Annotated in this window: 28 protein-coding genes; 10 read left to right on the forward strand and 18 right to left on the reverse strand. The window is 58.6% G+C overall.

Translation table 11 applies throughout. From position 1 onward, the window contains the following. Nucleotides 1-5 precede the first annotated feature (5 nt). Nucleotides 6-524 (forward strand): hypothetical protein, encoded by a 519-nt coding sequence (locus tag BMH52_RS02340; protein WP_072435637.1) that lies wholly within the window; start codon nucleotides 6-8, stop codon nucleotides 522-524. A gap of 15 nt (nucleotides 525-539) precedes the next feature. Here BMH52_RS02340 and BMH52_RS02345 read toward each other — a convergent pair whose 3' ends face one another. Further along, nucleotides 540-4,685: a CheR family methyltransferase gene (locus BMH52_RS02345; RefSeq protein ID WP_073842819.1), complete on the reverse strand. Its 4,146-nt coding sequence runs from the start codon at nucleotides 4,683-4,685 to the stop codon at nucleotides 540-542. A gap of 308 nt (nucleotides 4,686-4,993) precedes the next feature. On the opposite strand from BMH52_RS02345, the gene BMH52_RS02350 reads away from it, so the two are divergent. Beyond that, complete coding sequence (locus tag BMH52_RS02350; protein WP_014718015.1) at nucleotides 4,994-5,851, forward strand: SDR family oxidoreductase; 858 nt, start codon at nucleotides 4,994-4,996, stop codon at nucleotides 5,849-5,851. 276 nt (nucleotides 5,852-6,127) lie between these two features. Here BMH52_RS02350 and BMH52_RS02355 read toward each other — a convergent pair whose 3' ends face one another. The 5 genes from BMH52_RS02355 to BMH52_RS02375 all read right to left on the reverse strand — a co-directional run bounded on the left by BMH52_RS02355 (nucleotide 6,128) and on the right by BMH52_RS02375 (nucleotide 9,313). Continuing rightward, nucleotides 6,128-6,367, reverse strand: coding sequence for a hypothetical protein (locus BMH52_RS02355; protein ID WP_032892362.1), 240 nt, complete (start codon nucleotides 6,365-6,367; stop codon nucleotides 6,128-6,130). Beyond that, nucleotides 6,364-6,621, reverse strand: coding sequence for a DUF6555 family protein (locus tag BMH52_RS02360; protein ID WP_003190423.1), 258 nt, complete (start codon nucleotides 6,619-6,621; stop codon nucleotides 6,364-6,366). The genes BMH52_RS02355 and BMH52_RS02360 overlap by 4 nt, the downstream gene beginning before the upstream one ends. 102 nt (nucleotides 6,622-6,723) lie before the next feature. Next, complete coding sequence (locus BMH52_RS02365; protein ID WP_073842821.1) at nucleotides 6,724-7,005, reverse strand: hypothetical protein; 282 nt, start codon at nucleotides 7,003-7,005, stop codon at nucleotides 6,724-6,726. A gap of 173 nt (nucleotides 7,006-7,178) precedes the next feature. Continuing rightward, the gene (locus BMH52_RS02370; RefSeq protein WP_073842847.1) at nucleotides 7,179-8,468 is read right to left on the reverse strand and encodes an SDR family oxidoreductase; all 1,290 of its coding nucleotides are present in this window, start codon (nucleotides 8,466-8,468) and stop codon (nucleotides 7,179-7,181) included. Between the two features lie 80 nt (nucleotides 8,469-8,548). Then, nucleotides 8,549-9,313: an OBAP family protein gene (locus tag BMH52_RS02375; protein WP_073842823.1), complete on the reverse strand. Its 765-nt coding sequence runs from the start codon at nucleotides 9,311-9,313 to the stop codon at nucleotides 8,549-8,551. 192 nt (nucleotides 9,314-9,505) lie between these two features. Here BMH52_RS02375 and BMH52_RS02380 point away from each other — a divergent pair, with 192 nt between their 5' ends. Further along, nucleotides 9,506-10,567, forward strand: a complete 1,062-nt coding sequence (locus BMH52_RS02380; protein WP_072435633.1) for a M28 family peptidase — start codon at nucleotides 9,506-9,508, stop codon at nucleotides 10,565-10,567. Between the two features lie 34 nt (nucleotides 10,568-10,601). Here BMH52_RS02380 and BMH52_RS02385 read toward each other — a convergent pair whose 3' ends face one another. Next, nucleotides 10,602-11,000, reverse strand: coding sequence for a low affinity iron permease family protein (locus BMH52_RS02385; protein WP_060767481.1), 399 nt, complete (start codon nucleotides 10,998-11,000; stop codon nucleotides 10,602-10,604). A 122-nt stretch (nucleotides 11,001-11,122) separates the two neighbouring features. Between BMH52_RS02385 and BMH52_RS02390 the strand changes: the two genes are divergently transcribed. Beyond that, nucleotides 11,123-11,623, forward strand: a complete 501-nt coding sequence (locus BMH52_RS02390) for a CinA family protein (RefSeq protein ID WP_019821476.1) — start codon at nucleotides 11,123-11,125, stop codon at nucleotides 11,621-11,623. A gap of 19 nt (nucleotides 11,624-11,642) precedes the next feature. Here BMH52_RS02390 and BMH52_RS02395 read toward each other — a convergent pair whose 3' ends face one another. The 3 genes from BMH52_RS02395 to BMH52_RS02405 all read right to left on the reverse strand — a co-directional run bounded on the left by BMH52_RS02395 (nucleotide 11,643) and on the right by BMH52_RS02405 (nucleotide 12,612). Then, entirely contained in the window at nucleotides 11,643-11,921 is a 279-nt protein-coding gene (locus tag BMH52_RS02395) for a hypothetical protein (RefSeq protein WP_014718022.1), read from the reverse strand. A 5-nt stretch (nucleotides 11,922-11,926) separates the two neighbouring features. Next, on the reverse strand, nucleotides 11,927-12,181 hold the full coding sequence (locus BMH52_RS02400) for a hypothetical protein (RefSeq protein WP_014718023.1): 255 nt from the start codon (nucleotides 12,179-12,181) through the stop codon (nucleotides 11,927-11,929). A gap of 248 nt (nucleotides 12,182-12,429) precedes the next feature. Then, nucleotides 12,430-12,612 (reverse strand): general stress protein, encoded by a 183-nt coding sequence (locus tag BMH52_RS02405; protein WP_003190457.1) that lies wholly within the window; start codon nucleotides 12,610-12,612, stop codon nucleotides 12,430-12,432. 321 nt (nucleotides 12,613-12,933) lie between these two features. On the opposite strand from BMH52_RS02405, the gene BMH52_RS02410 reads away from it, so the two are divergent. The 4 genes from BMH52_RS02410 to BMH52_RS02425 all read left to right on the forward strand — a co-directional run bounded on the left by BMH52_RS02410 (nucleotide 12,934) and on the right by BMH52_RS02425 (nucleotide 16,473). Further along, the gene (locus BMH52_RS02410) at nucleotides 12,934-13,164 is read left to right on the forward strand and encodes a hypothetical protein (protein WP_072435632.1); all 231 of its coding nucleotides are present in this window, start codon (nucleotides 12,934-12,936) and stop codon (nucleotides 13,162-13,164) included. A 165-nt stretch (nucleotides 13,165-13,329) separates the two neighbouring features. Beyond that, entirely contained in the window at nucleotides 13,330-14,214 is an 885-nt protein-coding gene (locus tag BMH52_RS02415) for a manganese catalase family protein (RefSeq protein ID WP_014718025.1), read from the forward strand. Nucleotides 14,215-14,277: 63 nt separating this feature from the next. Then, nucleotides 14,278-14,787, forward strand: coding sequence for a ferritin-like domain-containing protein (locus BMH52_RS02420; protein WP_073842825.1), 510 nt, complete (start codon nucleotides 14,278-14,280; stop codon nucleotides 14,785-14,787). 108 nt (nucleotides 14,788-14,895) lie between these two features. Continuing rightward, nucleotides 14,896-16,473 carry a histidine kinase famiy protein gene (locus BMH52_RS02425; RefSeq protein WP_177345072.1) on the forward strand — a complete coding sequence of 526 codons (1,578 nt, stop codon included), beginning with the start codon at nucleotides 14,896-14,898 and terminating at the stop codon, nucleotides 16,471-16,473. A gap of 165 nt (nucleotides 16,474-16,638) precedes the next feature. On the opposite strand, the gene cyoE is transcribed toward BMH52_RS02425, so the two are convergent. Genes cyoE through cyoA form a run of 5 tightly spaced genes read right to left on the reverse strand, consistent with a single transcriptional unit; the run spans nucleotide 16,639 to nucleotide 21,350 of the window. Next, on the reverse strand, nucleotides 16,639-17,535 hold the full coding sequence (gene cyoE / locus BMH52_RS02430; RefSeq protein WP_060767480.1) for a heme o synthase: 897 nt from the start codon (nucleotides 17,533-17,535) through the stop codon (nucleotides 16,639-16,641). Further along, on the reverse strand, nucleotides 17,493-17,831 hold the full coding sequence (cyoD, locus tag BMH52_RS02435) for a cytochrome o ubiquinol oxidase subunit IV (protein ID WP_014718029.1): 339 nt from the start codon (nucleotides 17,829-17,831) through the stop codon (nucleotides 17,493-17,495). The genes cyoE and cyoD overlap by 43 nt, the downstream gene beginning before the upstream one ends. 1 nt (nucleotide 17,832) lies before the next feature. Continuing rightward, nucleotides 17,833-18,447 carry a cytochrome o ubiquinol oxidase subunit III gene (cyoC, locus tag BMH52_RS02440; protein WP_058410192.1) on the reverse strand — a complete coding sequence of 205 codons (615 nt, stop codon included), beginning with the start codon at nucleotides 18,445-18,447 and terminating at the stop codon, nucleotides 17,833-17,835. A 3-nt stretch (nucleotides 18,448-18,450) separates the two neighbouring features. After that, nucleotides 18,451-20,424, reverse strand: coding sequence for a cytochrome o ubiquinol oxidase subunit I (cyoB, locus tag BMH52_RS02445; protein WP_014718030.1), 1,974 nt, complete (start codon nucleotides 20,422-20,424; stop codon nucleotides 18,451-18,453). A gap of 2 nt (nucleotides 20,425-20,426) precedes the next feature. Continuing rightward, the gene (gene cyoA, locus BMH52_RS02450) at nucleotides 20,427-21,350 is read right to left on the reverse strand and encodes a ubiquinol oxidase subunit II (RefSeq protein ID WP_014718031.1); all 924 of its coding nucleotides are present in this window, start codon (nucleotides 21,348-21,350) and stop codon (nucleotides 20,427-20,429) included. 397 nt (nucleotides 21,351-21,747) lie between these two features. Here cyoA and BMH52_RS02455 point away from each other — a divergent pair, with 397 nt between their 5' ends. Both BMH52_RS02455 and BMH52_RS02460 read left to right on the forward strand, forming a co-directional pair. After that, nucleotides 21,748-22,062 (forward strand): hypothetical protein, encoded by a 315-nt coding sequence (locus BMH52_RS02455; RefSeq protein ID WP_020303217.1) that lies wholly within the window; start codon nucleotides 21,748-21,750, stop codon nucleotides 22,060-22,062. A gap of 474 nt (nucleotides 22,063-22,536) precedes the next feature. Beyond that, entirely contained in the window at nucleotides 22,537-22,806 is a 270-nt protein-coding gene (locus tag BMH52_RS02460; RefSeq protein ID WP_003190473.1) for a DUF6555 family protein, read from the forward strand. Nucleotides 22,807-23,282: 476 nt separating this feature from the next. Here BMH52_RS02460 and BMH52_RS02470 read toward each other — a convergent pair whose 3' ends face one another. Genes BMH52_RS02470 through BMH52_RS02480 form a run of 3 tightly spaced genes read right to left on the reverse strand, consistent with a single transcriptional unit; the run spans nucleotide 23,283 to nucleotide 24,501 of the window. Continuing rightward, the gene (locus BMH52_RS02470; protein WP_019821490.1) at nucleotides 23,283-23,516 is read right to left on the reverse strand and encodes a DUF2934 domain-containing protein; all 234 of its coding nucleotides are present in this window, start codon (nucleotides 23,514-23,516) and stop codon (nucleotides 23,283-23,285) included. A 29-nt stretch (nucleotides 23,517-23,545) separates the two neighbouring features. Continuing rightward, nucleotides 23,546-24,097 carry an ATP-dependent Clp protease proteolytic subunit gene (locus tag BMH52_RS02475; RefSeq protein WP_014718035.1) on the reverse strand — a complete coding sequence of 184 codons (552 nt, stop codon included), beginning with the start codon at nucleotides 24,095-24,097 and terminating at the stop codon, nucleotides 23,546-23,548. A 53-nt stretch (nucleotides 24,098-24,150) separates the two neighbouring features. Continuing rightward, complete coding sequence (locus BMH52_RS02480; RefSeq protein WP_073842829.1) at nucleotides 24,151-24,501, reverse strand: general stress protein; 351 nt, start codon at nucleotides 24,499-24,501, stop codon at nucleotides 24,151-24,153. Between the last annotated feature and the right edge of the window lie 63 nt (nucleotides 24,502-24,564).

The following is a 24,564-nucleotide window of genomic DNA, read 5'->3' on the forward strand; positions in this document are numbered from 1 at the left end:
GCGCTATGAACAACCCAGGCCCCGACGACTTACAGAGCCGCAACTACCCGGTACCGGAAGATATGGCCTTGCAGCGCAAGGTCTGGCGCTTTGAGCGGGTGGGTTGGTACGCGCTGCTGGTGCTGATGGGGCTGAGCCTGGCGGGCCTGTTTTCCAGCGGGCCGCTGAGCACCCGCCAAGTGCGCAGTGCCGATGGACAGTTGCGCGTGGAGTACCAACGCTTTTTGCGCAATGGCGCCTCCGATGGGCTGGTGATTCATGTGCAAGGCAAGGCCCAGGAACCCCTGGAGGTCGAGTTGAGCGGTGAACTGCTGCGCGGCTTCAATATCGAGATGCTGCAGCCTCAGCCGCTCAAGGCCAGGGCTGCCGGGGAGGGTGTAAGCGTCTGGATGCTGAGTGACAGCGCTGGCCAGGCCGTGTTGTACCTGACCTTGCGCAGCGACACGGTGGGCAGTGTGGATACCCAGGTGTCGCGACCAAAAACGGGCGCGTCCGTGCGCTTTTCTCAGTTCATCTACCCTTGAACGCCTGCTCCACTCCTACCGGCGTGAGCGGCACAGTTTTTCGATCAAGGTGATCAACGAATCATGGCCCACGGGCTTGCTGACATGCGCATTAAAGCCCGATTCAGTCGCCTTTTTCTGGTCATTGCCTGCGCCGTAGCCGGTCAATGCAATGGCGGGAGCCTGTCGAAGGTGGCCTACTTTACGCAGCTTCTGCATCAACTCATGGCCATTCATTTTCGGCATGCCGATGTCCGAAATAATCATGTCGTACTGGGCATCCCGGGCTGTTTCAAGCGCGCTCAAAGGGTCGCTGAAGGCGCTCACTTCGGCGCCTTCCATTTCCAGCAGCATGTTCAGCACCTCAAGCACTTCGGCTGAGTCATCGACCAGTAAAACCTTGAGGCCATTGAGGCGCTGATCTTCGTGCTGGGTAGCGCCGCTATCCAGCAGATGATTCTGTTGTTCGCACAGCGGCAACCAGATCGAGAAGGTGCAACCAAAGCCCAGCCCTCGCGAGTGCACACTCACCGAACCACCATGGGCCTCCACCAACTGCCGTACCAGCGACAAGCCAATGCCCAGGCCTTCACGCTGGTGGGTCTGGTGCTGGTTTTCCGCTTGCCCGAACAGGTCGAAGATTTTCTCCAGGCTGTCTGCGGCCAGGCCTGCGCCGCTGTCGATGACATCCAGTTGTGCGCGCCCGTCAGTTCGGCTGACTACCAACTGCACCTGGCCGTCCTCGGGAGTGAATTTCAGGGCATTGTTGACCAGGTTCCAGATCACTTGCTCGATGCGCGTCGGGTCTACGTCAACGATCAACGGGCCCGGCACCGAAGGGGTTTGAAGGCTGACCTGGCGACGATGACCGTCGGCAAGCACCACGCTGTGAATGTCCTTGACGGTGCGAATCAGGTCGATCGGTTGCTTTTTCAGCTTCAGCTTGCCCGTGCGAACCCGGGCGACATCCAGCAGGTCGTCAATGATCCGCGCCTGGCTGGACACCGCTTCGCAGATGGTATTGACCGCCTTGATGGCCGGGCCCGCGACCTTGGTGGCGGGCAAGCGCCGCAACAGTTCGGCGTTCAGCTGGATCAGGTTCAACGGATGCTTGAGTTCGTGGGACATCACCGCGAAGAACTCATCCTTGAGATGGCTGTTGGTCTGGGTTTCCTTCAAGCGCTGATTCTGTTCGTCCTGGGTGCGTTTGTGGCCGGTAAGGTCCCGGGCAATCTTGACGTAGCCGCGCAAACTATTGCTCTTGAGCTGGGTGACCTCGCCGCTGCAATAGAAGCGGCTGCCGTCCTTGCGCACATGCCAGCGTTCATCTTCGCCACGCCCATGTTCGCGGGCGGTGCGCAGTTCTTTCTCCGGCACGCCAGCGGTGCGGTCTTCCGGGGAGAAAATCAGATCGTAGTAAGCGCCCAGCACCTCGTCCTTGGTGTAGCCGAAGATCAGTTCGGCACCGGTGTTCCAGTCGGTGATGGCGCCATGGTCATCGAGGATGATGATGGCAAAGTCATGGGTGCTCTCGGCGACCAGGCGCATGCGCTCCTCGCCCAGGCGCAGTTCCTCTTCGGCCTGACGCCGCTTGGTGATATCAATGAAGGTCAGCACGGTGCCATCAATGTGATCTTCGCTGGAGCGGTAGGGCAGCAACCGCGCAATGTACCAGCGGTCGTCGTTGCTGCTGATTTCCCGCTCGATCATGCTCAGGGACTCAAACACGGTGGCGGCGTCTTCGGTCATTTGCGGGTAATTGAGGCGGTGGGTGATGTCCAGCAACGAGCGCCCGGTGTCCACCGGCAGCATGCTGAAAATATCCGTGGCCCGTGGCGTGAACCAGCGGATACGCATGTTGCGGTCGACGAAGACCGTGGCGATGTCGGTGGACGCGATCAGGTTGGTCAGGTAATCGTTGACCTTGTCCGTCTCTTCCACCTTGGTCTTTAGCTCGAAATTGACGGTCAGCAGTTCTTCGTTGATCGACTGCAACTCTTCCTTGCTGGTTTCCAGCTCCTCGGTGGCCGAGCGCAGTTCTTCGTTGACGGCCTGCATTTCTTCGTTGGAGGCCTTGAGTTCCTCGCTGGAGACTTCCGCCTGTTCGATGGTGTCCTGCAGGTGCAACTTGGTGCGTTGCAGCTCGCGCTCCAGGTTGCTCATGATCGCGTTTTCGGCCTGGGTGACGGTGTCGATGTCGGGCAGCAACGGGTCGACGGCGGTTTCCTGAAAGATCACCAGCACGTAGTCGTTTTCGGTCGCTTCATCGCGGTAGGGGCGGGCGCTGATGTCCACCAGGAAGGGGCCTTGCTCGCGTTGGATGCGGATCTTGCGTGAGGACACTGGGTTATTCGATTGCTGGACTTGGAACAGCGTGGTGCGAATATCCAGGCGCAAATCGGGGTGCACCAGCGTGACCAGGTTGTGCGTCACCTCGCCGGCCACGTAGCGCAGGAATCGACCAGCGCCTTCGCTCATGTGCAGGATATCGGCCTGCATATTCACGATAACGCTGGGCGGCGCGGCTTTTTCCAGGGCGCGCAGATGGATGTCTGCGAACGAGACCTTGCTGGGCGCCTTGGTTTCAATCGCCAGCGTCGTGGCGCTCGGGCGCAGATAGCCGCCTCGCGGCATGGTCGGGGCGCGGCGCACGGCGGACGAGCCGGCACGCACTCTGAAAATGCGGTTGCGCTTGTCCACCGGTACAAACAGGTCCAGGCAGCCGTCGGCCGACTCCGAGGAGCCGAGGAACAGGTAGCCACCGGGGCGCAACGCGAAGTGGAACATTTGCAGGATGTCGCGTTGCACTTCGCGGTCCAGGTAGATCAACAGGTTGCGGCACACGATCAGGTCGATCTGCGAGAACGGTGGGTCGGCCAACAGGCTGTGTTTGGCGAACAGTACCTTTTCGCGAATTTCCTTGCGCACCCGGTAGTGCTGGTTCTTCTCCTTGGCAAAGTACTGGCGCAACCGTTGAGGCGGTACGTCGGTGATGATCGCTTCGGGGTACACGCCGTTGCGGCCATGGGTAATGGCCCGCTCATCTATATCGGTGGCAAACACCTGCATCTTTGCACCGCTGGCGTCCAGCGCCAGTTGCTCGGCCACCAGCATCGCCAGGCTGTAGGCCTCTTCGCCGGTGGAGCAACCCGCCGACCAGATGCGCACCTCCTCACGGTGCGGCACGCTGTCTTCCAGTGACTTCACCAGGTTGGGGATCACGTCCCGCTCAAGGGCTTCGAAGGCCTCGCGGTCGCGGAAGAAGTTGGTCACGCCAATCAGCATGTCGCCCAGCAACGCCTTGGTTTCGTCCGGGTTGGCCTGGAGGAAGTTGTAATAGGTGGCCAGATCGGGTTGAGCCGTGACCTGCAAGCGCCGCTCGATACGACGCAACACCGTGGCGCGTTTGTAATGCTTGAAGTCATGCCCGGTACTAGCGCGCAACTGGATCAGAATATCCAGCAACAGCTGCTCGGCCACGGCGGCATCGCGTTCGGAGCTGGGTGGGATGGTCTTGATCTCAGGATCGTTGGCGGTGGGCAGCACAATCGACTGGGCATTGCGCCACAGTTCCAGCAGCTTTTGCGGCATTTCCACCACCGGCAGCACCAGGTCGACCATCTGGGTTTCGATGGCCGCCAGCGGCATGCCATCGTACTCGGCGTCTTCCGGCGCCTGTACCAGGGTGATACCGCCTTGCTCTTTGATCCGCGACAGCCCCACCGCACCGTCTGAGCCGGTACCAGACAGGATCAGGCAAAACGCGCGTTCTTTATGGGTGTCTGCCAGGTCGCGAAAAAACAGGTCGATGGCAATGTGCGGTCCACCTTCGCGCACGGAAGGTGAGACCGCGAGGTAGCCATCATTCATCTTCAAGAGCTGTGCTGGCGAGATGACGTACACGTGGTTCTTTTCGATGGTCGTGGTGTCATTGACCTGCGACACCGGCATGCGGGTCGTTTCCTGGATGATCTTGTCTGCCACGCTTTGATGGTCGGGCGAAAGATGCAGGACCACCACGAAGGCCATGCCGCAGTCTCCGGGCATGTGCTCGAAGAACGCTTTCACGGCTTGCAGCCCGCCCGCCGAGGCACCGATACCCACCACCGGGAAATTCAAGTTACTGGGGGTCAGATCTTTGCGTTGCGGAACGTTGGGGGACCGCGGGGGGGCAGACTTCATAAATACCAACCTTGGATAACGGCGCACAGGAAGACGGGTGTAGAGGGAAGAACTTGAACAACGAGGGCGAGGGCTGAACCGACAGTGAAATATAGCTGAAAACCTGCTGCCAACAAAAAAAGCCTTGAAGCCACCCGGTCATTCGACGGACCACTTACTGCCGGTTGAGGCACGCAACCTGCGGAAGGTTTAATCAAACTGACGAGTGGCCATCGCGGTTGCACGGTTATCCGATTTTCTGAAAATCCGTCTGAACTTCGCTTCCTGGCGAACCCTCGCAAAGAGAAACCCACCCAGGAGACGTTCTGATGAACAGCTATCCAAAACCACCCTTCAACGCCCAGCAACAGCCCGTACCCGGTGAGCAGCGCAAGATGGACCCGATGCCCGATTGCGGTGAGCAGTCATACCAAGGCTCGGGCCGGCTCGCCAATAAAATCGCCTTGGTCACCGGGGCCGACAGCGGCATCGGACGGGCCGTGGCCATTGCCTTCGCACGTGAAGGCGCGGACGTGGCGGTGTCGTATCTGGATGAACATGAAGACGCCAAGGAGACCGCACGCTGGGTCGAGGCGGCGGGTCGTCAATGCCTGTTACTGCCCGGCGACCTGGGCGATGCGGCGCAGTGCACGGCCATCGTCAACGACACCGTGGAGAAGTTCGGCCGCATCGATGTGCTGGTCAACAACGCAGCGTTCCAGATGACCTATCAATCGCTGGAAGACATCCCCGACGAGGACTGGGTGAAAACCTTCAACGTCAACATCACCGCGATGTTTCGCATCTGCAAGGCCGCGCTGCCGCATATGGCCGAAGGCAGTTCGATCATCAACACCAGCTCGGTCAACTCCGATATGCCCAACCCCAGCCTGTTGCCCTATGCGGCCACCAAGGGCGCGATTGCCAACTTCACCGCCGGCCTGGCGCAGATGCTCGGCGAGCGGGGGATTCGCGTCAACAGCGTGGCACCCGGGCCTATCTGGACGCCGTTGATCGTCTCGACGATGACGCCGGACATGGTGAAAAACTTTGGCGGCAACACCCCATTGGGACGCCCAGGCCAGCCAGTGGAAGTGGCGCCGATCTATGTGCTGCTGGCGTCGGATGAAGGCAGCTACATCTCCGGCGAACGCTACGGCGTGACGGGTGGCAAGCCGATACTTTGATCAGTGATTGAGGAGGGCGGTATGAGCGAAGCCTCGAAGCACCACGAACCGAATCCTTCTGAGCGCAAGGTGCGCCCGCCGGCGGCTAAGCGAAACGATAAATCGCAGGCACCGGCAGGCGGACAACAGGCAAAGGAGCAAGGCGGTGTTGCTCCCGGAGGGCCTTCGACAGACCCTGAGTCAGGGGCGTGAACGCGAGGGGGTACACACTCGGCCTGACATCCTGATGGGTTGTCAGGCCGCTATCGCAGCCAAGCCAGCTCCCACAGGCTGACGTTATTTGCGCTTGGAACGATGAATTCGCATCCACTCCCGATAGGCCACTGTACGCTGCGCATCCGCACGTTTCTTCGCCTCGGTAAAGCGCGCCCACGTCTGCGCATCGCCGCTGTAGGACTCAATGATCTCGTACGCTAACGCATCCAATCGATCCGCTTCGAAAAACATCTCGGCATTTCGCGCGACTTCGTCGTCCCGCCTGTTTGTAGTTGTGTAACCAAGAGTCTGACTGTTCATCCTCTGAGGCCCTCCGCCCATTGAATCTGTGCCGCGCCACTCCAGCGCACCTGGGTAATGCCGTATTTCTCCGCCATCGGTTTGGACACACGCTTGAACGTGTGTTGCCCGAATTTGGGGATCACCGCCACACCAGCGTCACAACTGGCCCAATGCCAAGCCTCGGCATTGTCCATGCGCGGTGCGCGCACGATGAAGGACTTGGGCTCGCCATGCAGCTGGTACTCGATAGTGAATAGGTCGTTGTGTTTCATGAGGCCTCCTTGATACTCATGAACTACAGATATTTGACGTCAAAAATAATTCAAATAAGTTGTCCGACAATTCGATGACTGGGCGCAAGGCATGGATGAAGCCTAATCATCTACCGTAAAGGTGACCCATCCGGGCCCATCGGCCGGGCGTTGCAGCTCGGCGATGACACCGCTGACGGAGGATCCGTCGGGCAAATTGACGGTGATAAAGTTGGGATTGCCTGGCCAATCCATTGGCGTGTCAAAGTCCAGGCGCGCGATGGTCGGTTTACCGCTACTTGTCATTTGGATGTTTTTTGATTCGTTAAGGCATTCATCTGAAGGTGTTCCAAGATGGCGCGAGGCAGTGATGACACTGGCAATACCTTGGTAGTCGTAAGACATGCTGGGTTACCTCATGTAAAGGGAACAACGAAGATCAAATGTGGGAGCGGGCTTGCTCGCGAAAGCGGTGGATCAGTCACATCAATGTTTAATGGACCGACGCCTTCGCGAGCAAGCCCGCTCCCACAGAGGAGTTGTGCTTGACTGGCTGCTATTCGGGATTTGCCCCGTTTTCATTTGTGACGAGCCGAATATTTGCGCGCAACGACAACGCCGCCCACTAGCAGCGCTGCGCCTATTGCAACCATCCCATAGGGCGTACGGCGGGTTTGCCGCCAGCCGTCTTCGACACGACGTTCGCCGCTTGCCGGGGTGTAGAGGTTGCCCGTAGAGGTCGCGGCGCGCTGGCTGCGCTCCAGGCCGAGGCGGGTGAGCCAACCGGATAACCGGGCAAAGCCGGGCAGCAAAAAATGCGCGACGCGGGCCACGGTGGCAGCGCTGCCTACCGTGGTGCTGTCCCTCGGTTGCAGCGCACAGGCCACCATCGCTTGCGCGACTTTATGTGGGTCGTAGACCGGTGGCGGTGGCGTCAAGGTGTGGCCGGTAAAATTGCCGCCATCGCGAAAGCCCGGTGTGTCCATCACGGCGGGATAGATGTCGCACACATGAATATCCGGGTAGTCAGTCAGCTCGCCGCGCAGTGCCTCAGTCAGGCCGCGCAGGCCGTATTTACTGGCCGAGTAGGCGACGGCATAGGGCTGGGCTACCCAACTGCCCAGCGACAAGGTGTTGATCAGAATGCCGCGGTGCTGGGCTTTGAAATAGGGCCACGCCACGTGGGCGCCGCGCAGGTACCCGAGCAGGTCGGTTTGCAGCACCTGTTCGTGGGCTTCCAGGGGCGTGTCCTCGAAACTGCCGACGGCGCCTACTCCGGCATTGTTGATCCAGATATCGATGCGGCCATTGCCGAAGGCCGCCGCTTGTTCGGCAAGGGCGCGCATCTGGTCGCCCTGGGTTACATCGGTTTTAACGGCGATGGCCTCGGCGCCACGCGCAGCGCATTCCTCGACGACCTCTCCCAAGGCCTTTTCATCTCGGGCCGCCAATACCAAGCGGGTACTTTGCTCGGCAAAGGCGTGAGCAGCCGCGCGACCAATGCCACTGGAGGCGCCGGTGATCACCACGGTCTTGCCGTGCAGTTTCCCCTTGGCCTGCATGACGCCAGGCGAATCCTCGGGCACGTGGACGGGCACCGGGTGCAGTTGCAAGCGGGTACCGTCAGTCAGTACCAGGGTCAGGTTCTCGAGGGTGCCAGCGACGCGGTCGGGAAATACCGGTTCGCCTGTGGCGTCGAGCTCATCATAGATAAACGTCTGGCCCTCAAGCCATCCGACGGCCGTCATCAGTTCAGGGCCCAGGTAGTATTTTCCGTCCAGGAAAAACCCGCTGAAGTTCGGGGTGCGCTCCAGGTTTTCCACGGCGTATCGCTCGCCAGGCCTCATTCCGGTTGCGGTATCAATCATCATGACATCCTCCTTTGGCTGGTCTTGGGTAGAGAAGGGCCGGCAAATGATCGTTCAATCCAAATGACTGAATGGCGGTGTCAGTGTGAGTAGGCCTTTTGGGTCGGGTCGGGGATCTGGATAACCGTGCCCTGGCGCCACGCGTCTGCACCGGGTGCAATGGGCGGCGCGGGGATATCGGCGCGAGCCTTTTTCTTGTCGGCACTGTCGATGCCCAGGCGTTTATCTCGCTCGGCGACCATACGCGGGTCGGCCTGGCCGTCAGCGGTGAACCCCATCATCAATTGCGGGACACCCAGCGGCAGGCGCTTGTCGAGATCGGTATGCCAGGTGTGCCAGGTCTTGCCGTAGGTGTGCACCAGCTTTTCCATCAGCGCATGTTCCGCCACCTCAGGAATTCCCGGAGCGACCAGTTGCCCTGACTTCACTTCATGCACATGGCTGTGCCACAGCGCCTTCTCAGGCGCGGGCAGCGTGTTGAATTGCGCCTCGCTGATGATGTATTCCACGCCCATCAGCTTGGCATCCTTGCGGTTGCCGTCGTAGATCACACATTGGATGACCTCCTCATTGAGGATTGCGCAGTAGTGATGGGCTTCCATTTGTACATCGGGATGGCCGTTGTAGAAGTGAAAGCCGTCCAGGTAGGCGTTCAGTGCGTCAATCGGTGGGCGTGATTGAAGCAGGGCGGCGCCGGCTTCCAGCGTTTGGGTCGACGGTGTTGTGGGTTTTCCGGGGGCCTCGACATTCGAGGGGGAGTTGTTGCCAGCGCAGGCGCTGAGCAGGGACAGCGCAACTGCGGCGGATAGGGATTTTGTCACTCGATGGGTTGGGGTGTCAGTCATGGTCGGCTGCCTCCTGTTGCCGGTATGGTCACGTTCGAGGATCTGCGTCAGGGCTGATCCTGTTCTCGTTGGAAAGACGCGCGTACAGGGCGTTCAAAATGCTTTGAGTTGAACACTCACTCATTCATCAGGTCGTTTTTTATAGAGGCGCTGACAGCGCAATTGCTTACCTGCCAGTGAGGTGTTCATCCCATGCACAAGACTGAAAATCGAGCGTCGACGCTGCTTACCCAATTGCTCCGGGCACGCGGGCCGGGCGGTCAGGAAGACGAGGTGCGCGCCATTTGCCTGGAAAGCCTGACGCCGTTGTGCGATGAGGCCTGGGTCGATCGGGCGGGTAATGTGGTGGGTTTGATCAAGGGCAAGCACAACGATGCCGAGCCTGCCGGTGCGGTTAAAGTCATGGCACATATGGATGAAATCGCCATGGTGGTTAAACGTGTCGAGGCGGATGGCACGTTGCGGGTGACGGCGCTGGGTGGGGCCAACCCGGTCAACTTTGGCGTGTGCCCGGTGGATATCCTGGGGGGCGCACGCATCCTTCCTGGCGTGCTGTCCTTTGGCTCGATGCACGCCACCAGTAATACGGCACAAGGGGCTGATGTGCTCTCGGGCGATGTGCACTGGAACGACGTTCATGTGATCACGCGATGCACTGCCCAGGCATTGTGCGAGTACGGCATTCGGCCCGGAAGCCGTGTGGTGCTGAGCCGTCATTGGCGTGAGCCCTTCCAAGTGGGCGATGCCATTGCCGCGCATTTTCTGGATGACCGCGCCCCGATTGCTGCCGTTCTGCATACAGCCCAGCTGCTGGCTTCGCGCCGGGAGGCGTTGGCCAGGGATGTCTATCTGGTATTCACCACGCTCGAAGAGGAGTGCAATGCCGGGGCAATGTATGCCGCGTCGACGCTACCCGGCGACACCACCATCGCGGTGGAGGTGGGGCCGGTCATGCAGGAATACGGCACGCGCCTGGCCGTCGACCCGATCATCAATACGGGGGACCAGAAAGGCTATTACACCCGGGCGGTGGTCAACGACCTGGCGGCTGCCGCAGAGCGCTGCGGCTACAGCCCCCAATATGCGCTGTTGGTGGATTTCGCTTCGGATGCCAGTGCGGTCATGAGTAACGGGACCTGCGCCCGCGCCGGCTGCCTGGCCATTCCAACGGAAAATACCCATGGTTATGAATTGATTCTGGATGGGGCGGTGCAGGCCTGTGCCGCGACATTGGCCGAGTACCTTGCAGCCTGATAGACGGTGCAAGGTACGCCGACCGGTGTGGGGCTCAGATTGGGCCGCTTGGAGAATCTGTCTCCTGCCTGATGTCATCGGCCGCATTGGGTTGCCCCAGCTTGCTGTATTGCTCGCGCAATTTTTGCAACTCTCGCGACCCAAGCTTATCCAGGCTTAACGCCGCATTGTGAGCTTCTTTGGTGGCACGAATCAGCTCGTCCAGTTTCAGATGAAGAATATCGTTGTCGCGGTTCTGGGTATTCTGGATCAGGAACACCATCAGGAAGGTGATGATGGTAGTGGAGGTGTTGATGATTAACTGCCAGGTGTCGTTGTAATGAAAGTAAGGCCCGGTGAGCGCCCAAACAGCAATCAAGCTGACGGCTGTCAGAAAGGTTTTTGAGCTGCCCGCCTGGTTGGAGAGTTTTTGGCAGAATTTCGCGAACTTCATGGTGCTGTCTCCTGGGGGATGTTCCTCTGTAGACCCCAGCAGAATTTCGAAATTCTTTTTTACAAATCGTTTTTTTTGACAAAAATCAATGAGCAAATCCCTCTTGCACAGGAGCACTCAGCATGTCGGTCGCTGCTTCTATCGTTGAATACCTCAAGCACCATCAGTTGGTCATCACGACGGCGGAGTCGTGTACCGCAGGCAAGATCATCACCTTGCTTTCGCAGGTCGACGGCAGCGGTTCGTGGATCGAAAGCGGGTACGTGGTGTATTCGCCAGAAGCGAAACAGCGGCTGTTGAACGTGCGTCGCTATACCATCGATACCTTCAATCTCACCAGCTGTGAGGTCGCCCAGGAAATGGCCCAAGGCGCGCTGCGCGACAGCCCCGCTGATGTGGCGGTCGCCACCACTGGCCTGCTGGGGCCGGATGGAATTGATGGCATTCCCCCAGGCACTGTCTGTTTTGCCTGGGCCTATCGAAACGGCGGGGCACTGAGTGTGTTCAGTCGCAAGGAACGCTTTATGGGTTCTCGTGAGCAGGTGCAGTTGGCCGCGTCTCTTCATGCATTGAAATGGCTGCCGCATTTTCACCAACGGGCGATGGCCGGTGAACGCGCCTAATGCTGCCAAGTGCGCGCGTTTACGGCTGCGGTTCGATGTCCATCAGCAAGTCGCCGTTGGTCAAGGATTCAGCCTCCTGCACCACGCCACGATAGGCCTGACCATTCCATTCAAAGCTAATCCAGTGGGCCTTCGGCAATAGCTTTGGCCATGGCGGTGCAAGCCGCAACTGCACGGCGGGCGCAGTGCGCACAAGTTGCCCCATGCATTCGCTGGCGAGCGTGTTCACACCGAACAGCGTGTCATGCAGGTATTGAATGTTGACCGGTTGCAGCGTTGCGTCAGTAGCGTCTGGCATATCTGTTACCCCACCGATGACAGCCAGAAAGACTGTCTGGCGATGACCATTTCTTCACGTATTTCCCGCACAAGCCGGTTGATCCCCGAAACACCGTGATAGTGGGCGCGGTTGATGTTGGCGATGGTGAATTGGTCCATACCGTGCGCCGTTACAGTGACTGAAAGGCTGCCGTCCGCGTTGAGTGCGCACTTGACCGCGCACTTGGGAAGGCGAGCGGACAGGGCCGTTTCGATTTCGGCTTTCGTTAACGTATCCATGAGTTCACCGCATAAAGGACTCAGCGCGGTAAGGCTAGCTCATAATGACGGGGCGTAAATACTGGCAAGGTGATGGCTTTGTAAGAAGGGTCGTCCACAACTTTGCGTCGAAAGCCTCTACTTGAAACTTGGGCTGAAGGTTCGCTCGTTGTTAAATCAAGCGGGCAGGATGAAGGGGGAATATAAGGTGTAGCCTGTTCAAACTATTGGGTTTGAAGGGGCAGCCAGGCTGCCCCTCCTACCGTTACTCAAGAACCCGACTTCCGACCGCCGCCGTGGCTGTGCTGGCCACCCTTGCGACCTGCTTCAGAGGCCTTTTCACGGTCGTTGGCGAAGTTGCCGCCCGACGCTTGGCCGCCTTTTTTACCGGCTTCGGAGGCTTTTTCGCGATCATTGGCAAAGTTGCCCGGGTTTTTATTACCTGTAGTCATGATAGTTCTCCAGTCGCTAAGTTTGCGTTTCGTTAGTTGGCCGTTTCGCAACGGACACTTATTCCGATATTGGCTTTTTGAAAAATGTTTTACCGATTTTTCTAACCGGCGACGAACGGTAATTTGGCTGAAAAAAGTTATACAAAGATGCGGTTGATGCGCCGCTTCGTATAACTTTTATTGCCGGCCAGCGCTTTGATATTAATCAGATCGAAACGGCTGGTTTAGTTAGCGGTCCTGCCATTCGTCTTTTTCGTCGCACTCTAAAAAAGGGTGTGGTTCCAACGAGGTTCCTAACCTGTGAACGGGAGCTTTTCAGCCATGAAACACAACCCATCCAACCCACAGTACCGGCCGCTCGAGCATCCAGACGCACCCAATGAAGACGGCTGCGTCATCGGCACTGCCGGGCGCGACGAAGACCCCAACGCGACCACCGATTGGGACCACCCCGACAGCGCCGCAACACTCGCTGACGCCAGCATCAAGCCCGCCAACGGTACGCCCGGCATCGACGCCGTGCCCGAGTCGGAAAACCACGGCGCCGATTGAGAGAACTGCGCTACAAGTGCCGTTTCGCTTGGCCTGCAGCGCATTACCGCTGGTCGTGATGCGCTGGTTTATTTTGAAATTTTCCACGCGCAGGCCACTTCCCATGCAAGGTAGGCGCGCATTCCAGCAGGGCGCCTTTTTCCGTAAGCCTGAGGAGATTTGTTCATGTTTCTACATAACAAGCGACTTCAATACACCGTGCGTGTCGCCGAGCCCAACCCGGGCCTGGCTAACCTTTTGCTCGAACAGTTTGGCGGCGCTCAAGGTGAGTTGGCCGCCGCGTCCCGTTACTTCACCCAAGCCTTGGCGGAAGACGACCCGGGGCGCAAAGATTTGCTGATGGACATCGCCACCGAAGAACTCAGCCATCTGGAGATCGTCGGCTCCATCATTGTCATGCTCAACAAGGGCGCCAAGGGGCGAATGGCCGAAGGCGTGGAAGAGGAGGGCGAGTTGTATCGTGCCCTCAATGGCGCCGGCAATGACTCGCATATCACCAGCCTGCTGTACGGGGCGGGTTCGCCTTTGACCAACTCTGCCGGCGTGCCGTGGACCGCCGCCTACATCGACACTATTGGTGAACCCACCGCAGACATGCGCTCGAATATCGCCGCCGAAGCCCGGGCCAAAATTGTCTATGAGCGGTTGATGAACGTCACCGATGACCCGGGTGTAAAAGATGCGCTGGGGTTTTTGATGACGCGGGAAATCGCTCACCAGATATCCTTCGAAAAAGCGCTGCATGCGATCCAGCCGAATTTTCCCCAGGGCAAGTTGCCGGGCAAACCGGAGTTCACCCAGGTGTACTTCAACATGTCCCAAGGCGCGGAGAACCTGCGCGGGCCCTGGAACCAGGGTGACGGTTGGGAGTTTGTGGAAAACCCACAACCGGCGGTCGATGGCGGTGACGGCACCGCCAGCGTGCAGTTGGACGCCGACGATGAAGCGGTGCTGAGCGCGATGAAAATCCGCACGCTCTCGGACCCCACCAGCGACCCCACCACCGGCGCTGACCTGGGGGCGGGCCTCAAGCCCAAGCCCGACCTTTGATTGAGAACAGCCGCACGCTGAAGGGCGTGCGGTGCTTTCGACTTTCTTGACGAGGACAACGACATGGCAACCCCACAGGAAAACCTGCTCGACTGGCTACGTGATGCCCATGCAATGGAGCAACAGGCCGAGAAAATGCTCAAGGCACAGTCCGAGCGCTTGCAGAATTACCCCCAACTCAAGGCGCGAATCGACGAGCACATTGAGGAAACCCTTGGGCAGCAGCAACTGATTGACGAATGCCTGACGCGTTTGGGAGGTAGTGCCTCGACCCTTAAAGACGTGGGCGGCAAGCTGATGGCTTTCGGTCAGGCGGTCGGTGGCTCGCTGATGAGTGACGAGGTGATCAAGGGCGCGATGGCCGGCTACGTGTTTGAAAATATGGAAGTGGCCAGCTACACGGTGCTCATCGCGGCCGCGAAGGCAGCGGGTGATGCCGAGACACAAGCGGCGTGCGAAAAGATTCTACCCCAGGAAGTCGCTATGGCTCAGTGGTTGCTCGCGCACTTGCCAGAGCTTACGCAAGCGTTTTTGCAACGCTCTGAGGCGCCTGACACACAAGCCAAGCGTTAAAGACACGTGCGGTGCCCGTGGGGGGCGCCGCGTCCGCTCGGCACAAGATGGCACTGCGCCGCGTTTTCACGGTCCATGGAACACGTACCACGTATCTGGAGGTGAACCTTGGCGACAAAGAAGAAGCCTGTGGTCGACGGTATGGAATTGGCAATGCTGTCTGCCAGCCGCAAAGACCTGTTCTTTGCGGCCATGCAAGCCAGCCACAGTGCAATGATCGTGACCGACCCCGCGGGGCCTGATAACCCGATCATCTTTGCCAACCAGGCGTTCCTGACCCTGACAGGCTTTGAACTGGACGAAGTGATCGGACGTAATTGCAGGTTCTTGCAGGGGCCTCAAACCGACAAAAACGCGCTGCACCAGGTGCAGCGCGCGGTTGAGCAGCACCATGAGGCCTGTGTCGAGGTGCTCAATTACCGCAAGGATGGCTCGACCTTCTGGAACGAGCTGTTCATTTCGCCGTTGTTCAACGAACGTGGGCAACTGGTGTATTTTTTCGCATCGCAGCTGGACGTGAGCCGGCGCCACGACGCAGAACAGCGCGTGCGTCGCGCACAAGACCTGGAAGCGCTGGGGCAACTGACCGGTGGCATTGCCCATGACTTCAATAACCTGCTGCAAGTGATGATGGGTTATCTGGACTTGATCCAGCAGAGCGCCAAGCGCCCCGGTAGCGATCCGCAGCGCATCGTCAACAGTGCCAGCCGTGCCAGGGCAGCGGCGGAAAAAGCTCAGACCCTGACCCAGCAGTTGCTGGCGTTTTCGCGCAAGCAACGGCTCGACAGTCGGGTGATCAACTTGAACAGCTTGCTCAGCCGCGCCGAATTCATGGCACGTGCGCTGCAGGGCGTCGAGTTGCATGTAGAACTTGCCGACGATTTGTGGAACTGCCGCATCGACCCTGTCCAGGCGGAGCTGGCAGTGCAGCACCTGTTATCCAATGCCCAGGATGCTTTGCGCGGGCGTGCGGACCCAGCGGTAACCGTCCAGACCTGCAACGTCCAGGTACCGGGCGATGTCGGTGCCGAGCGTGATGGGTTGACCGAGGGCTGTTACGTGAGCATTTCGGTCTCGGATAACGGCAACGGCATCGACGCAGGTATTCAGGACAAAGTCATGCAGCCGTTCTTCACCACCAAGGAGGAAGGCCAGGGCTCAGGCCTGGGGTTGTCGATGGTGTATGGCTTCGTCAAGCAATCGGGCGGCACGGCGCGGATTCATTCAGACCCGGGCATCGGTACGACGATTCGATTGTACTTTCCTGCAGATGACAGCCAACTGTGGGTCGAGCAGACACCCACAGCTATCTCACCGCAAGGTAACGAACGCATCCTGATTGTAGAGGACCGGCCCGAGGTGGCCGAGTTGGCGCAGGTGATCCTGTCTGACTACGGTTACCACACGGACATCGCCCTCAATGCCGCCGAGGCATTGGGCATGCTCAAACAGGCGACGTATGACTTGGTGTTCAGTGACTTGATCATGCCCGGCGCGATGAATGGCGCGGCGTTGGCGCGGGAGGTGTCGCGCTTGTATCCGCACATCAGGATCTTGCTGACTACCGGCTATGCGAAAGACGCATTGGCCCGCGCGGAGATAGAGGTGCATGAGTTCGAGTTGATTCCCAAGCCGTATCAGCCTGCTGATTTGCCGCGCAAAATTCGGGCGGTGCTCGATACCTGATCGAGCAGGCCAATGCGCTCAAAATGTGGGAGCTGGCTTGCCCGCGAAGGCGGTGTGTCCGTCACTGCATCTGTTACAGCACGACCGCTTTCGCAGGCAAGCCAGCTCCCACAGTTGATCTTCGTTGCTTTGAGCATTGCATTCCGCGGGTGCCCGCCCGCAGAGCTACCTCAGCACCGCCAGCGCCAGGTTAAGGGCCAGCACCAGCACAATTGAAAACCCGAATATCCTGCGCGCCCAGCCGGTCGGATCAGTCAGCCGTGTACTGCTGGCCGCCAGGTTGAGCCAATACCCCCCAAGCCCGAGCATCACCACAAAATACAGCGCCGCCATCTGCGCCACCGCGCCCAGCATCAGGGCGCTGGCGAGAAAGGCCAGCATGTACGCCTGGATCTGCCGATGGGCTTGGGCCAGGCTCAACAGCGGCAAGCCTGCGGCGCGGAAATCCTCGCGGCGCATCACGGTGATGGCGTGTGAATGCGGCATCTGCCAACAACAGAACACCGCGATCAGCAGCATGGCCGTGAGGTCAAACCGCCCGGTGACCGCGCAATAGCCGATCACCGGCGGCATCGCCCCGGAGACGCTGCCGATCAAGGTGGCCCAGTGGGAACGCCGCTTGAGCCAGTAGGTGTAGACCCCCGCATAGATCACCAGCCCGACCATTGCCAGCCCACACGCCAGCGCATTGCTGCCGGCCCACAGCAAGCCAAAACCGCAGGCGCCCAGGACGATCCCATAGCCTGCGGCAGTGGACACCCTGATGGCGCGCAATGCCAATGGCCGATGACAGGTACGCACCATGCGCCGGTCGATGTCGCGGTCAATGCAGTTGTTGATGACACAACCGCACCCGATCACCAGGGCGGTGCCGAGCAGGGTGGCCAGCCCGTGTGTCACCGATGCCATATGCCCGCTGGCAGCGAGCAGGTAACCGCCCAGCACCGAGGCCAGGTTACCGACAATAATGCCCGGCTTGGTGAGCTCGATGGCGGTATTGAACAGCCCCCGCCAGTGTTTCAGTGCGCCAGCATGTTGTGATGAATACTGTCCATGATCCATAGCGAAAGCCCCACCAACAGAAGAATGATGATCGCCGAGAAAATCAGCGCAATCAGGTTCCAGCGTTGTTCTTCGGCCGTGTCCAGATGCAGGAAGAACTTGAGGTGGACCACGATTTGTATCGCGCCCAGCGCCACTACCAACCAGGCGGTGACGGTGCGCGGCAGTGACGGGAACATCACCAGGCCGAACGGAATCAGGGTGAGCAGTACTGACACCAGGAACCCGACCAGATAGGAGCGACTGCTGCCATGGCTGGTACCGGCACTGCTGTGAAGCGAGCTTTGCTTGTACATGTCACACCACCCCCAACAGATAGACCACGGTAAAGACGCAGATCCACACCACGTCCAAAAAGTGCCAGAACAGGCTCAGGCAACTGAGCCGGGTGGCGTTGGTGCTGGTCAGGCCGCGTTGCTTGACCTGGACCATCAGCACCGCCATCCAGATCAACCCGGTTAACACGTGCGCGCCGTGGGTGCCGACGAGGGTGAAGAAGGCCGTCAGGAAGCCGCTGCGGTTCGGCCCGTAGCCTTCTGCGATCAAGTGGTGGAATTCGTTGATCTCCATGGCGATGAAGCCCGCGCCCAACACGAACGTGAGCCCCAGCCAGCGCAGCACATCGCGTTGCTTGCCGTGGTTCATGGCGAGCATGGCGTAGCCGTAGGTGATACTGCTCAACAGCAGCAGCATGGTTTCGGCGAGCACATAGGGCAGTTCGAAAATATCCATGCTCGACGGCCCGCCCGCCACGCTGTCGCGCAACACGGCGTAGCCGGCGAACAAGGTCGCGAACAGGATGCAGTCGGTCATCAGGTAGATCCAGAACCCGAACAGGCTCAGGGAACCGGCGTCTTCATGCCCTTGTTCGTGGGTGTGGGCGATGTCTTTTTCCATAACGATATTGGACATGGGTCAAGCCTCTGCCAGGTCTTTGAGACGTGCCGTTTCGATGCGCGCGACTTCCTGCGCGGGCACGAAGTAATCGGTGTCTTCGTCGTAGCTGCGCACCACGAACGCCACCACCGAGGCCACCAGGCCGAACGCCGCCATCCACCAGATGTGCCACACCAACGCAAAGCTGCAGACCAGCGCAAACAGGCTGATCACCAGGCCCGACGCGGTATTGCGCGGCATGTGGATGCTGCGATAGTCGGTGTGGCTGAGGGTGCTGACGCCGCGCTCCTTCATGCCCCAGTACGCGTCCAGGTCATTGACCTTGGGCTGCTCGGCGAAGTTGTACAGCGGCGGCGGGGACGCGGTGGCCCATTCCAGGGTGCGCCCGTCCCACGGGTCGCCGGTGAGGTCGCGGTATTGATGACGGTTGCGGATGCTGACAAACAATTGCAAGGCTTGCGCCGCCACGCCGCAGAGGATGATTGCCACTCCCACCAACTCCAGCAGCAGCCAGGGCCGCCATTCGGGGTTGTCGAAATGATTGAGGCGGCGCGTCATGCCCATGAAACCCAGCACGTAGGAGGGCATGAACGCGAAGTAAAAGCCCACCAGCCAGCACCAGAAAGCGATGCGCCCCAGCTTGTCGTTCAAGCGGAAACCGAACGCTTTGGGGAACCAATACGTCAGGCCGGCCATATAGCCGAACACCGCGCCGCCGATGATCACGTTGTGAAAGTGCGCGATCAGGAACAGGCTGTTGTGCAGCAGGAAATCGGCCCCCGGCACCGCCAGCAGCACCCCGGTCATGCCGCCGATGCTGAAGGTCACGATAAAGCCCAGGGTCCACAGCATGGGCGTTTCGAAGCGCACGCGGCCGCGGTACATGGTGAACAACCAGGTGAAGATTTTCACCCCGGTCGGCACCGCGATGATCATCGTCATGATGCCGAAGAACGCGTTGACGTTGCCCCCCGCGCCCATGGTGAAAAAGTGATGCAGCCACACGATGAACGACAACACGGTGATCGCGATGGTCGCCCATACCAGCGACACGTAGCCGAACAGCCGCTTGCTGCTGAAGGTGGCGGCAATCTCGGAAAACACCCCGAACGCGGGCAGGATCAGTATGTACACCTCCGGATGCCCCCAGGCCCAGATGAGGTTCACGTACATCATCGGGTTGCCGCCGGCCTCGTTGGTGAAAAAATGCATGCCCAGGTAACGGTCCAGGGTCAGCATCAACAGGGTGGCGGTGAGGATCGGAAATGCCGCCAGGATCAGCACCGACGTGCACAGCGCATTCCAGGTGAACACCGGCATCTTGAACAGCGTCATGCCTTCGGTGCGCATCTTCAGGATGGTGACGAAGAAATTCACCCCCGTGAGCAGCGTGCCGATGCCGGATATCTGCAATGACCAGATGTAGTAATCCACGCCGACGCCGGGGCTGTAGCCCAGCTCGGATAACGGCGGATACGCGACCCAGCCGGTGCGCGCGAACTCACCGACCCCCAGCGAAATGTTCACCAGCGCCGCACCCACCACGAACAGCCAGAAACTCAGGGCGTTGAGAAACGGATAGGCCACATCCCGAGCGCCGATCTGCAACGGCACGACGATGTTCATCAAGCCGACCACGAAGGGCATGGCCATGAAGAAGATCATGATCACGCCGTGGGCGGTGAAGATCTGGTCGTAATGTTCCGGCGGCAGGTAACCCGGCCCGCCGCTGGCGGCCATGGCTTGTTGGGTGCGCATCATGATCGCATCAGAAAACCCACGCAGCAGCATCACCAGGGCGACGATGATGTACATGCAACCGATCTTCTTGTGGTCCACCGAGGTGAACCATTCGCGCCACAAATAGCCCCACTTGCGTTTCCAGGTAATCGAGCCCACCAACGCCACCCCAATCAGGCCGACGATGGCCAGGGTGTACATCACAATGGGTTCAGTGGTTGGGATCGCGTCCCACGACAGTTTTCCGAACATGGTTACCGCTCCTCAGCCAGCAGACTTGGGTGTTGATCGGTGCGTTGTGCAGCGTCGCTCAATGGCGAGCGCCGGGGTTTATTGGCCTTGTTCATGCCTTCGTATTTATCGACGATGTCCAGGAACAAGCGCTCCTGTACCGCCGAGTAATAGGTCACCGGGTGCTTGAGGGTCGGCTTGGCCAATTGCGCGTAAGTGCTGTGGTCCAGAGAGGTGGCCGCGCCCTTGACCTTTGTCACCCAGGTTTGAAAGTCGGCAGTGCTCAGGGACAGCGTGGTGAAATGCATGTCGGAAAAACCGGGGCCGTTGTAGTTGGCGGCAATCCCTCTGAACTCACCGGTTTCGTTGGCGATCAGGTGCAACTTGGTCTGCATGCCGGCCATGGCGTAGATCTGCCCGCCGAGTGCGGGAATAAAGAACGAGGTCATGGCCGCGTCGGAGGTGACGGTGAAACTTACCGGCGTGTGTACCGGCAGGGCCAGTTCGTTGACGCTGGCGATGCCCAGGTCAGGGTAGATAAACAGCCATTTCCAGTCGGTGGCCACCACCTGCACATTGATCGGCGGGGTGTCTGACTCCAGCGGGCGATAGGGGTCGAGTGCGTGGGTGGTCTCCCACGTCACCCACCCCAGGACGATGATGATCAGCAGGGGAACGCCCCATACCACCGCTTCGATTTTGTGCGAACTGGCCCAGCGGGGGGAGTAACGCGCTTTTTTATTGGTGGCGCGGTAGCGGTAGGCGAAGACAAACATCATCACAATCACCGGAACGACCACCAGCAGCATCAGGCCCGTAGCGAGAATAATCAGGTCGCGCTCATCGGTTGCTACTTGCCCCTTGGGGTTGAATACCACCAGGTTGCAACTGGTGAGTAAGAAGAGGCTGGTGATAGTGACCAGGCAATAACCCATCGCTCGTTTCATGCCTTGCTCCTGTATTGGAAACTTGCGTTTTGCTGTGCCGAATCAGTGCTCAAGCGTTAACTAAGCGAAGCGCTTATTAACCTCAGGAGCCGTCAGGTGTTAAACACTCGGCAATAAGGTGCCGTCAGTAGAAAAAGTGCTTCTACTGCTCGGTTTTATTGGCTTTTGCTGCCGCTCTGCAGGGCGCCTTTCGCCGCGCTCCCGAACATTTTGAATAGAGCCCGGTGGGTTGGTTTAACAATTTGTTTCCTCGCCTGACGAACGGTTTAACAGGCGAAACGGTAAAAGGTTTTTATCGGTGCATGATGGAGGTGGCCTTGCAGAAAGTCTGAATTCTGGTTAGGGATTTCAGTCGTTAGTTGATGGCCAACCCCACTAACGGTTTTGGAGAAGCGCTATGTTTATACGTGGCAACACCTATAAAGCCTGGGTCTCAAAAGCACTGAAAGAAAAATGCTTCACCCGGGAAGTCGAAAACGGCTGCCATATCGAAGTCAGGGCCCGAGAGCGGGAGGACGCTGATATTGAAGTGCTGCTCTGCGTTTATACCGCGACGGGGCAATGCGTGGTTGAACGCATCAAGCAGTTGCCGGGTGCCGAATGGACGGTGAATGACGCGCTCAAACGCGGTATTGATCAGGCGGAACGGATTGCCGGAGGTGAGTCCGGCCGACTGCCCTGTGCTGACGCTCACGTGCACGACGACGATTGAGTGGCTCCGCGATCTTGAATGTGGGAGCTGGCTTGCCTGCGATGACGGCCTGACAGCCGGCGCCTATCTTCCTGATCCCAAACGATCCAAATGTGGGAGCGGGCTTGCTCGCGAAGGCAGCCTGACAGCCGACGAGGATTTTGGTCCGACAGGCAAGCTTGGACCTCGGTGCGTCGGTTGGACAAGCGTCGGCTGCCCGGCCGTCACGGGAGCAAGCTCCCTCGCCATAGGGTGTAGCGTGCGGCAAAATAAAAAAGCCCGCACAGAGTGCGGGCAAGACAGGAGTTTTTACCAAGAGCCTGGAGTGAACAGACTCAGTATTAAGAAACAAAAGAAGCATGAGCAGTTTTATTTTTTTAATGCGAGGCCGACGAACGGTAGTGCAACAGCAAGTGCGTGATCGTCGTCATTAAAACATTAAAATTTCTGAACCTTCGTTCTGAGCAAATAACAAAAAAATCAGAAGGAGAGGTTATGAAAAATTCTTTATATGTCATCGAATACGAATACCACCACGAGCCTAAGTCTTTCATTATAAGAGCGGAGGTGATGAATAACGCAGAGGCGTGGCATTGGGCCTGTTGCGATGCAGGCATTGGCATTATTCCCAGGTCGCGTAATGAAAAGATCAAACGCATCAGTAAACCGCTGGCCGAGCGCTACGGTCTTGAGAATGTAAGATGGCGCCCGTCTGGGAGTATCCCGTTTATTGCAAAGCCTTATGTGCCGCCGCCACCCGAATGAATGTATTTTTAATGGACGGTGTCCGTGCGGGTGGCGGTAGGGGCGAGGCGCGTGTTTACTGTTTTTTGCGTCGCTCCTGCAACATGCACAACTTTTGCACGCTGCGTTGAAGTGCCTCTTTCATCAGGTCGGCTGCATAGTGTTGCTTGCACGCTGGGCAGAGCATGTCAGAGGCCGACGACACTAGAAAGTCGGGGTCATCCAGCGTCGATTCGTAGGGTTGTTTACATTGCAGGCAACTTCGGTTCGCTTGTAGATGGATCACATCGATTCCTCCCTGAATGAACGGCCACTCTCGATTAAGAAATGGGCGTTTTCAACTGCTAAAAAGGAAGAATTCAAACAAGCGATTAGTTGATGTTTTAATGCCAGTATCGAGAGGCGGCGGGGCGGGGATGACGCTTGGACGGCTGCCGATGTTTTAGAACCCTGGCGGGTTTATCGACAGGCGCGTCCTCGCTCTCGGCTCTGTGGGTTCAGCTGTTGGGTTTTCTGCTGCGGGTTTTTTGCCCGGCGGCGGTCGCCTGGCGCTTTGATCGGTCCGGGTTGGGCGGGGTGACGCTACTTTCTATCGAGCCTGCCAGGCCGTCAGTCGGCGGGGTTGTCAGCTCCTCCCTGGCTTGTAACCAGTGCACGAAATCCTGACCGTCAGGCTTCCCTTGCTGTTCCCAAATGCGGTACGCGGTGAGTCGGATCGTTTCTTCGTCCATTGTGAGGCTCCCCTATTGAATAAAAGGTGCTAGGAGTGAATGAAGCTGCTCACGAAGTCCGCCTTGACCACGGGAAGTTCGATCCCATGGATCAAGCCGGCGGTCAGCGCTTGTTGCGGGTCGAGAATGCGTGGCGCGGCGATCAGGTACTTTTCGGTCTCCAGTTTTTCGACAGCATCGGCGGTGCGCTCGGCCACGATGCGTGCGTACAACTGCAAGTCGTAATCGAGGCTCATCGCATATTCGGACATGCGCGAGTGGTCAACCGCGCCTTGCACATGCCAGTGGAAGGGGTGGAACAGGAATTTACTGTGCTTGCAGGCGGTTCTGCGCTCACCGGCCAGGAAGATGATATTGCCCATGGATTCCACGGTGCCGAGGTTATGGGTATGCACCGGAATCGGCAGGGACAATAAAAAGTTGTACATCGTAAAGCCGTAGCTGCATTCACCACCCATGGTGGCGATATTCAGTACCAGGCCCTGGGCATCTTGTTGTACGGCCAACGAGGCTTTTTCAATCAGTTGGCTGCACGTAGAAGCGGTGACCGGTGCGGTGAAGTTGATAATGTGTAAAGGCATGGTGTCCCTCATCAATGAAAGCAGGGGAGCACGGCTCCCCTGCATCAAGCACATCAGCTTTTGCGTCCGCCGCCGTGGCTGTGTTCGCCACCTTTACGCCCGGCTTCGGAAGCTTTTTCACGGTCGTTGGCAAAATTGCCGCCACTGTTCTGGCCGCCTTTGCTGCCCGCCTCGGCGGCGCGTTCGGGGTCATTCTTGAAATTGCCCCCGCTGTTCTGGCCGCCTTTGCTGCCGGCTTCAGCGGCGCGCTCGGGATCATTCTTGAAGTTCCCGCCACTGTTTTGGCCACCTTTGCTGCCGATCTCCTGATAGAACTCTTTGTCATGGGACGCAGAAGTGGCCTCGCCGCCTTTTTTACCGGCTTCGTTGACGCTCATGTTGCCTTGCTTGTCTTGAGTAGTCATGTTCAGTTACCTCGTCGTTATGTCGGTAATGTAACGTTCACTTCGATTGTGCTGGAAACGTGC

The sequence above is a fragment of the Pseudomonas sp. BTN1 genome, from assembly GCF_001907715.1.
Taxonomy (GTDB): Bacteria; Pseudomonadota; Gammaproteobacteria; order Pseudomonadales; family Pseudomonadaceae; genus Aquipseudomonas; species Aquipseudomonas paracarnis.

Excerpts from the sequence above, each read along its gene's own strand:
- BMH52_RS02415 (WP_014718025.1), top strand. The coding sequence starts at position 13,330 with ATGTTTCTACATAACAAGCGACTTCAATACACCGTGCGTGTCGCCGAG.
- BMH52_RS02405 (WP_003190457.1), bottom strand. The coding sequence starts at position 12,612 with ATGACTACAGGTAATAAAAACCCGGGCAACTTTGCCAATGATCGCGAA.
- BMH52_RS02370 (WP_073842847.1), bottom strand. The coding sequence starts at position 8,468 with ATGATTGATACCGCAACCGGAATGAGGCCTGGCGAGCGATACGCCGTG.
- BMH52_RS02400 (WP_014718023.1), bottom strand. The coding sequence starts at position 12,181 with ATGGATACGTTAACGAAAGCCGAAATCGAAACGGCCCTGTCCGCTCGC.
- BMH52_RS02390 (WP_019821476.1), top strand. The coding sequence starts at position 11,123 with ATGTCGGTCGCTGCTTCTATCGTTGAATACCTCAAGCACCATCAGTTG.
- BMH52_RS02460 (WP_003190473.1), top strand. The coding sequence starts at position 22,537 with ATGAAAAATTCTTTATATGTCATCGAATACGAATACCACCACGAGCCT.
- BMH52_RS02355 (WP_032892362.1), bottom strand. The coding sequence starts at position 6,367 with ATGAACAGTCAGACTCTTGGTTACACAACTACAAACAGGCGGGACGAC.
- BMH52_RS02385 (WP_060767481.1), bottom strand. The coding sequence starts at position 11,000 with ATGAAGTTCGCGAAATTCTGCCAAAAACTCTCCAACCAGGCGGGCAGC.
- BMH52_RS02345 (WP_073842819.1), bottom strand. The coding sequence starts at position 4,685 with ATGAAGTCTGCCCCCCCGCGGTCCCCCAACGTTCCGCAACGCAAAGAT.
- BMH52_RS02475 (WP_014718035.1), bottom strand. The coding sequence starts at position 24,097 with ATGCCTTTACACATTATCAACTTCACCGCACCGGTCACCGCTTCTACG.
- cyoC (WP_058410192.1), bottom strand. The coding sequence starts at position 18,447 with ATGTCCAATATCGTTATGGAAAAAGACATCGCCCACACCCACGAACAA.
- cyoA (WP_014718031.1), bottom strand. The coding sequence starts at position 21,350 with ATGAAACGAGCGATGGGTTATTGCCTGGTCACTATCACCAGCCTCTTC.
- BMH52_RS02350 (WP_014718015.1), top strand. The coding sequence starts at position 4,994 with ATGAACAGCTATCCAAAACCACCCTTCAACGCCCAGCAACAGCCCGTA.
- BMH52_RS02410 (WP_072435632.1), top strand. The coding sequence starts at position 12,934 with ATGAAACACAACCCATCCAACCCACAGTACCGGCCGCTCGAGCATCCA.
- BMH52_RS02375 (WP_073842823.1), bottom strand. The coding sequence starts at position 9,313 with ATGACTGACACCCCAACCCATCGAGTGACAAAATCCCTATCCGCCGCA.
- BMH52_RS02380 (WP_072435633.1), top strand. The coding sequence starts at position 9,506 with ATGCACAAGACTGAAAATCGAGCGTCGACGCTGCTTACCCAATTGCTC.
- BMH52_RS02470 (WP_019821490.1), bottom strand. The coding sequence starts at position 23,516 with ATGGACGAAGAAACGATCCGACTCACCGCGTACCGCATTTGGGAACAG.
- cyoE (WP_060767480.1), bottom strand. The coding sequence starts at position 17,535 with ATGGATCATGGACAGTATTCATCACAACATGCTGGCGCACTGAAACAC.
- BMH52_RS02420 (WP_073842825.1), top strand. The coding sequence starts at position 14,278 with ATGGCAACCCCACAGGAAAACCTGCTCGACTGGCTACGTGATGCCCAT.
- BMH52_RS02360 (WP_003190423.1), bottom strand. The coding sequence starts at position 6,621 with ATGAAACACAACGACCTATTCACTATCGAGTACCAGCTGCATGGCGAG.
- cyoD (WP_014718029.1), bottom strand. The coding sequence starts at position 17,831 with ATGTACAAGCAAAGCTCGCTTCACAGCAGTGCCGGTACCAGCCATGGC.
- BMH52_RS02365 (WP_073842821.1), bottom strand. The coding sequence starts at position 7,005 with ATGTCTTACGACTACCAAGGTATTGCCAGTGTCATCACTGCCTCGCGC.
- BMH52_RS02340 (WP_072435637.1), top strand. The coding sequence starts at position 6 with ATGAACAACCCAGGCCCCGACGACTTACAGAGCCGCAACTACCCGGTA.
- BMH52_RS02455 (WP_020303217.1), top strand. The coding sequence starts at position 21,748 with ATGTTTATACGTGGCAACACCTATAAAGCCTGGGTCTCAAAAGCACTG.
- BMH52_RS02395 (WP_014718022.1), bottom strand. The coding sequence starts at position 11,921 with ATGCCAGACGCTACTGACGCAACGCTGCAACCGGTCAACATTCAATAC.
- BMH52_RS02480 (WP_073842829.1), bottom strand. The coding sequence starts at position 24,501 with ATGACTACTCAAGACAAGCAAGGCAACATGAGCGTCAACGAAGCCGGT.
- cyoB (WP_014718030.1), bottom strand. The coding sequence starts at position 20,424 with ATGTTCGGAAAACTGTCGTGGGACGCGATCCCAACCACTGAACCCATT.